Source organism: Nonomuraea sp. NPDC003201, from assembly GCF_053590415.1.
This window is the reverse complement of the sequence record NZ_JBSFTC010000452.1, coordinates 1-6,687: the sequence shown is the minus strand read 5'-3', so window position 1 is coordinate 6,687 and position 6,687 is coordinate 1. Positions and strand designations below refer to the sequence as shown.

The following is a 6,687-nucleotide window of genomic DNA, read 5'->3' as shown; positions in this document are numbered from 1 at the left end:
GACGGGCGTGGCCGGGACTGTCCGGACTGGGTGGCGGGGGAGTTGTGGATCGGCGGTGCCGGCGGCGATGGTGAAGCCGTTGTGGCCGGTGGGGCGGGCGCTGACGACGGTGACGCGTTCGATCTCGGACAGGGCGGGTGCGTCGCGTTCGAGCGCGGTCAGGAACTCCTCGACGCCGGCCAGGGCGCCTTCGACCTCGATGTGCACTCCGTCGACGTCGTTGTGCACCCGCCCGGCCAGACCCAGCCGGCGGGCGAGCGAGTGCACGAAGGGGCGGAAGCCGACGCCCTGGACGACGCCTTCGACGTGCACGTCTACTCGTTTGAGCGTGGTCATCAGCCCAGTGTGCGCCTGATCGGGGCGGCGTGCATGCGTATCGGCCGTGTCGCATCCGGCGTCCTCGCCGGGTGGTCGCCGGGTGGTCGCCGGGTGGTCGCGCCGGCCGCCGCGGCAGGGCGCGGACATGCGAACGGGAGGGCCGCGGCGGGCCCTCCCGTTCGGGGGTTCTACAGGTACTGGCCGGTGTTGGCGACGGTGTCGATGGACCGGCCGGCTTCGGTGCCCTGCTTGCCGGAGACGAGCGTGCGGATGTAGACGATCCGCTCACCCTTCTTGCCGGAGATGCGGGCCCAGTCGTCGGGGTTGGTGGTGTTGGGCAGGTCCTCGTTCTCGGAGAACTCGTCCACGCAGGCCGTGAGCAGGTGCTGCACCCGCAGGCCCTTCTGGCCGGTTTCGAGGAACTGCTTGATGGCCATCTTCTTGCCACGGTCGACGATGTTCTGGATCATCGCGCCGGAGTTGAAGTCCTTGAAGTAGAGGACTTCCTTGTCGCCGTTGGCGTAGGTCACCTCGAGGAAGCGGTTTTCCTCGCTCTCGGTGTACATGCGCTCGACGACGCTCTGGATCATGCCCTGGATGGTGCCCTCGCGGGAGTCGGCGTGCTCCGTGAGGTCGTCCGGGTGCAGCGGCAGGTCGGCGATGAGGTACTTGGAGAAGATGTCCTTGGCCGCCTCGGCGTCCGGCCGCTCGATCTTGATCTTGACGTCCAGGCGGCCGGGCCGCAGGATCGCCGGGTCGATCATGTCCTCGCGGTTGGAGGCGCCGATGACGATGACGTTCTCCAGGCCCTCGACGCCGTCGATCTCCGACAGCAACTGAGGGACGATGGTGTTCTCCACGTCGGAGGACACGCCGGAGCCTCGGGTGCGGAAGATCGAGTCCATCTCGTCGAAGAACACGATCACCGGGGTGCCCTCGGAGGCCTTCTCACGGGCCCGCTGGAAGACCAGGCGGATGTGCCGCTCGGTCTCGCCGACGTACTTGTTGAGCAGCTCGGGGCCCTTGATGTTGAGGAAGAAGCTCTTGCCGGACTGGCCGGTCTTCTCCGCGACCTGCTTGGCCAGGGAGTTGGCGACCGCCTTGGCGATGAGCGTCTTGCCGCATCCGGGCGGACCGTACAGCAGCACGCCCTTGGGGGGCCGGAGCTTGTGCTCGCGGAACAGGTCGGCGTGCAGGTAGGGCAGCTCGATGGCGTCCCTGATCTGCTCGATCTGCCTGCCGAGGCCGCCGATCTCCTCGTAGGAGATGTCGGGGACCTCCTCGAGGACGAGCTCTTCGACTTCGGACTTGGGAATGCGCTCGTAGACGTAGCCGGAGCGCGGCTCGAGCAGGAGCGAGTCGCCGGCCCTGATGGGCTGGCCGACCAGCGACTCGGCCAGTCGCACGACGCGCTCTTCGTCGGCGTGCGAGATGACCAGGGCCCGCTTGCCCTCGTCGAGCAGTTCTTTCAGCATGACGATCTCGCCGACCTCTTCGTAGCCGAGAGCTTCGACCACGTTGAGCGCTTCGTTGAGCATGACCTCCTGGCCACGCCGCAGCGAGTCGATGTCGACGGCAGGGCTGACGTTCACCCGGAGCTTGCGGCCGCCGGTGAACACCTCGATGGTGCCGTCTTCTCTGGCCTCGAGGAAGGTGCCGAAACCGGATGGCGGCTGCGCCAGCCGGTCGACCTCCTCCTTGAGGGCGACGATTTGGTCCCGGGCCTCCTTCAGTGTGGCGACCAGGCGTTCGTTCTGGCCGGTCACGGCCGCGAGATTCGCCTGCGCCTCATGAAGACGCTCTTCGAGGACCCTGGCCTGACGGGGTGACTCGGCCAGCTTCCGCCTCAGCGCGGTGATCTCCTCCTGGAGGAAGGAGACCTGTGTTGAAAGATCAGCGACCTCCCGTTCGCGCTGCGCGGCTCGAGCCTCAGCATCATCGCGAGCTGCCACGCCCGTCACCTCCTTCCCAGTCGAGGGCGACTACTTAGGACCTTACCTATCTCGGGCCCCTCCGTAACCTGGCCGGGCAGTGTTCGTAGAGTGACATTCAGTATTCGGTGAATAATCCTCAATAGTGCGTTTAATACTCCCAGCACATGAACACGGCAATCTGTTCCCGTGTCACGCACCAACGCACCCCCGTGGCCAAATTGTCATAGTTCCTCGGTGGTCCCCTTCGGTCGACGGCGTCTCGGCGGGGGCGTCACTCCGTCCGCCATGCGGCGGGCGGTGACCAGGAATCCCGTGTGGCCGATCATCCGATGATCCGGTCTCACCGCGAGCCCTTCGACGTGCCAGTCGCGAACCAGGGTCTCCCACGCATGCGGCTCCGTGAAACACCCGTGATCGCGAATCATCTCGACCGTCTTGGACAACTGCGTGGTCGTGGCGACATAACAGCAGATCACGCCACCCGGGGTGAGCGCCTTGGCGGCGGCGTCGACGCACTCCCACGGGGCGAGCATGTCGAGGATCACCCGGTCGACGTCGCTCTCGTCGATGGAGGCGACCAGGTCGCCGACGACCAGGCGCCAGTTGTCGTCCATGGGGCCGCCGAAGAACTTCTCCACGTTCTTGCTCGCCACGTCGGCGAACTCCTGGCGCCGCTCGTACGAGGTGACGTGCCCGTCGGGGCCGACGGCCCGCAGCAGGAAGCACGTCAGCGCGCCGGAGCCGACGCCGGCCTCGATCACCCGCGCGCCCGGGAAGATGTCGGCCATGCCGACGATCATCGAGGCGTCCTTCGGGTAGATGACGGCCGCGCCGCGCGGCATGGCCAGCGTGTAGTCCTGCAGCAGGTGGCGGAAGGCGAGGTACTGGGTGCCCCCCGAGGAGCGCACGACGGAGCCTTCAGGCTGCCCGATCAGGTCGCTGTGCGGGATGGCGCCCTTGTGGGTGTGGAAGACGCCGTCCTCCTTGAGCGTGATCGTGTGGCGTTTGTTCTTGGGGTCGGTGAGCTGCACCTGATCCCCCGCCTGGAAAGGCCCATGCCTGCGGAAACCCATGGCCGCAAGGTTATAGGGCTTTCGAGTGCGTCCGGACGCACGGTATCTATGGGGGATGCTTCCGCGCGACATGATCTCCACCGGTCCCCTGATTCTCCGGCCTCCCGCGGAGGAGGACGTCGAGGCGATCGTGAAGGTGTGCAACGACCCGGTGACCGCCCGGTTCCTGCCGGCGTTGCCGTCGCCGTACCGGAGGGAGGACGCGCGCGGCTTCCTGGAGAAGGCGGCGGCGAAGTGGGCGGACGGCGGCGCGGAGTTCGTGATCACGCGGGACGGCGGCTACGTGGGCTCCATCGGGATCGTGCGGCCCGATCAGTGGGGCGTGGCCTCGATCGGCTACATGGTGGCGCCGTGGGCCCGGGGCAGGAGCGTCGCGGCGACGGCGGCCAGGGCGGTCACCGACTGGCTGTTCGACCACGGGGTGCGCAGGGTCGAGCTGCAGGCCGCGGTGGAGAACGTGGCGAGCCTGCGGGTGGCCGTCAAGGCGGGCTTCCTCGAGGAGGGGCGCCGGCGGGACGCCAGGCGCCTGCGCGACGGCCGCTACGTCGACATGGTCGCCTTCGCCCGGCTGGCGGGGGACGCGGTGCCGGCGGAGCCGTACCTGCCGTTCTTCGCGGACGGGGAGCTGTGCGACGGCGTGGTGCGGCTGGTGCCGATGGCCGTGGAGGACGCCGGCGACTTCCACCGGATGCTGGCCGACCCGACCGTGGCGGCCTATCACTTCGGGCCGATGGGCACGCTGGAGGAGCACGAGCGGCGCTGCCGCTACACCGGCTACTGGTGGGTGTCGGGGCAGCGGATCGAGCTGGCCGTCAGGGACGCGGCGTCGGGGGCGTTCGCCGGGCACATCCAGCTGGCGCACGTCGTCCCGTCGCTGGGCCAGGCCATGGTGGGCTACTCGCTGGTGCCCGGGTTCCGGGGCAAGGGGTTCATGACGCGGGCGGTCCGGCTGCTGGTGGACTGGGCGTTCGCGAACACGGCTCTGCACCGGATCGTGGCCGGCACCGACGCGGGCAACACGGCCTCGCACGCGGTGCTGGAGCGGGCCGGGTTCAGCCAGGAGGGCGTGCACCGGGGGCTGTTCGTCAAGGCGGACGGGACGCGGGCGGACGACCTGGCGTGGTCGGTGCTGCGTCCCACGTGACGCGTGCGGACCGGGAGGGGGCAGAAATCCCGATTTCCTGTTGAGGGCTAGTCAGGAGCCGCGTCGGGGGTGATAGTCAGGGCACCCGCACTTCAGTTTCGCGCGATCGGGCCGCGCGATCTCTCCTCCCCCCGAGGGACCACCGCGATGTCATACAACCATGCCGATGCCGCCATGCGTGAACTCATCGCCTCGTTCTCCTGCCTGGAGGCCGTCGACCTGCTCGACCGGCTGGCGCGTACCGCCGCCGCCGTCACGGGCACGGCCTACGCGGGATTCGTGCGCGTGGACGCCCTGCGGCTGGAGGCCGACGCGATCCACACGCACGCCCCTCCCGGCGATCCCCAGCGCGTGCGCCGGTGGCTGGCCGGGTCGGGGGTGCTGAAGGAGCTGGCGACCGTGCCGGCGACGGTCCGGCTGGCGCGCGACGCGGCGGTGGGCGAGCCGGGTTTCCTGGCCACTCCGCTGCCGCTGGCGACGCGGGACCACACGTTCGTGTGGGTCGCCGGGCGGGGGTTCGGCGACGGGGACGAGCACCTGCTGAGCCGCTTCGCGACCGCCGCCGGGCGGGCGTTGGAGGCGGCGAGCGGGCTGGAGGCCGCGGTACGGCTGTTGCGCGGGGTACGGGCGTTCTGCCCGGCCCAGCCGCCGAACCTTCCCGTTGGAGGCGGCCGGATCCCGGGGTAACGGGCGACCGGTTGCCTGCCTGGATCGGGCGGAGAATGGCCGCTTCCCGCCCGCCCCATTTGTCCGAAGATTTTGCGGACATTTGACCATTTATCAATAAATCATGGGCCTTTGGCACTCCGTGAGAATGCTCGCGGAGCGCGCTGAGGCGACGCATGTCGCGATGCACCGGTACGAGCGGGGGCAGCCCCTCACCGCCCCCGAGCTCGTGGCGTCCTGAGCGGCGTACGGGAACGCCCGCGGCCCCTGGACGGGGACGCGGGCGTTCCGGCGGCCGGGTTATCCCCGGTGCGCCTCGAAGCGGAGCGTGCGGGAGACGCCGACCCGGACCGTCGTCCCGGGGGCGATGGTGACCGGCTCGTTCGGCGGGATGTCGTAGAAGTTGGGGTCACCGGGCGGCTGGATCTGGGTGCCGTTGACCGAGCCCAGGTCCACCAGGTTGACGTCCCACCCGTCGAGCGCCACCCGCAGGTGCCGGCGCGACACCGAGCCGTCCGGGCTGGTCACCTTGGCGGGCCTGGCGGTGCCGCCGGCCACCTCGGGCGCCCGCTCGGGGTCGCGGCCCAGCAGGTAGTCGCTCTCCAGCGGCAGCGCGGTGCCGTCGTCGAGGATGAGCACCCCGAGCGACGGGCGCGGCCCCTTGTAGGGGACGAGCGTGCGCTGCACCAGCGCGATGCCGCAGACCGCGCAGTAGGGCGAGCGGGGGTCGTTGAAGTGGTCGTTCTTGCAGTCGACGCCGTAGACCAGGGGCCGGTCGCCGTGGTCCTGCTGCTGCTCCTGCGGCGGCTGGCCAGGGTGCTCGAAGTGGTCGGGCGGGCCGAGCAGGGGCGGCGCGGGCTGGTCGAAGTGGTCGGACGGGCCCAGGTGCTGCGGCATCGGCTGGTCGGCCACGCCGTTGCCGGGGGGCGGCTCGTCGTAGGAGGGGAACTGCTGCGGCTCCGGCAGGGGCGGCGGCTGCTCCTGCGGCGCGAAGAAGGGGGCCGGCTGCTCCTGCGGCGTGTGGTAGGGCGGCGGGTCCTGGGGCGGGACGTACGGGGGCTGGTCCTGGGGCGAGAGGTACGACGGCTGCTCCACCGGCGCGGGCTGCGGGCCCGACGGCGGCCCCGGCACGACCGGCGGCTGGTCGGCCAGCGGGTACGGCGGCCGCTCCACCGGCGCGGGCGGCTGCTGGACCAGGTCGGCCTCGAGGTGGAAGGCCGTGGCGGGCATCTCGCTGGTGAGCGGCCTGGACGGGGCGGGCGACGAGGACCGCTCGGTGAGGTCGCCCACGAGGCCGCCGCCGTGCACCACGCCGCCGTCGAAGCGGACCGCGGGGTGCGGGGTGCCGGCGCCGGGCAGGCTCAGCTCGACCCGCTCGACGGGCCCGGTGACGAGCCGGTCGGCCCACGTCAGCGAGTCGCTGCCGGCCAGCCGCGTCTCACCGCCCGGGGTGCCGATGACGGCCGCGGCCGAGCCGCTGACCAGGACGGCCACGCCTTCTCCGACCCGGCCCGCGACGGCGCAGGTGGCCGGGTCGCCGGCCATGTTGGCC

The 6,687-nt window shown here is 70.4% G+C and carries 6 protein-coding genes; 2 read left to right on the top strand and 4 right to left on the bottom strand.

The window, feature by feature from the left end; translation table 11 throughout:
* From ACWDX9_RS57550 to ACWDX9_RS57540, 3 genes are all read right to left on the bottom strand, one after another.
* The coding region (locus ACWDX9_RS57550) for an acylphosphatase (RefSeq protein WP_449971653.1) at nt 1–336 on the bottom strand (336 nt) is incomplete at its 3' end.
* A gap of 170 nt (nt 337–506) precedes the next feature.
* A complete protein-coding gene (arc, locus tag ACWDX9_RS57545) occupies nt 507–2,279 on the bottom strand; it encodes a proteasome ATPase (RefSeq protein ID WP_318786861.1) in 1,773 nt (590 codons plus the stop codon).
* Nucleotides 2,280–2,473: 194 nt separating this feature from the next.
* Nucleotides 2,474–3,325: a tRNA (adenine-N1)-methyltransferase gene (locus tag ACWDX9_RS57540; RefSeq protein WP_350735376.1), complete on the bottom strand. Its 852-nt coding sequence runs from the start codon at nt 3,323–3,325 to the stop codon at nt 2,474–2,476.
* 55 nt (nt 3,326–3,380) lie between these two features.
* Here ACWDX9_RS57540 and ACWDX9_RS57535 point away from each other — a divergent pair, with 55 nt between their 5' ends.
* Nucleotides 3,381–4,469 (top strand): GNAT family N-acetyltransferase, encoded by a 1,089-nt coding sequence (locus tag ACWDX9_RS57535; protein WP_449971650.1) that lies wholly within the window; start codon nt 3,381–3,383, stop codon nt 4,467–4,469.
* A gap of 147 nt (nt 4,470–4,616) precedes the next feature.
* A complete protein-coding gene (locus ACWDX9_RS57530; protein WP_449971647.1) occupies nt 4,617–5,156 on the top strand; it encodes a hypothetical protein in 540 nt (179 codons plus the stop codon).
* A gap of 279 nt (nt 5,157–5,435) precedes the next feature.
* Here the strand turns inward: ACWDX9_RS57530 and ACWDX9_RS57525 are convergent.
* On the bottom strand, nt 5,436–6,687 hold a 1,252-nt coding region (locus ACWDX9_RS57525; RefSeq protein WP_449971645.1), incomplete at its 5' end, for an FHA domain-containing protein.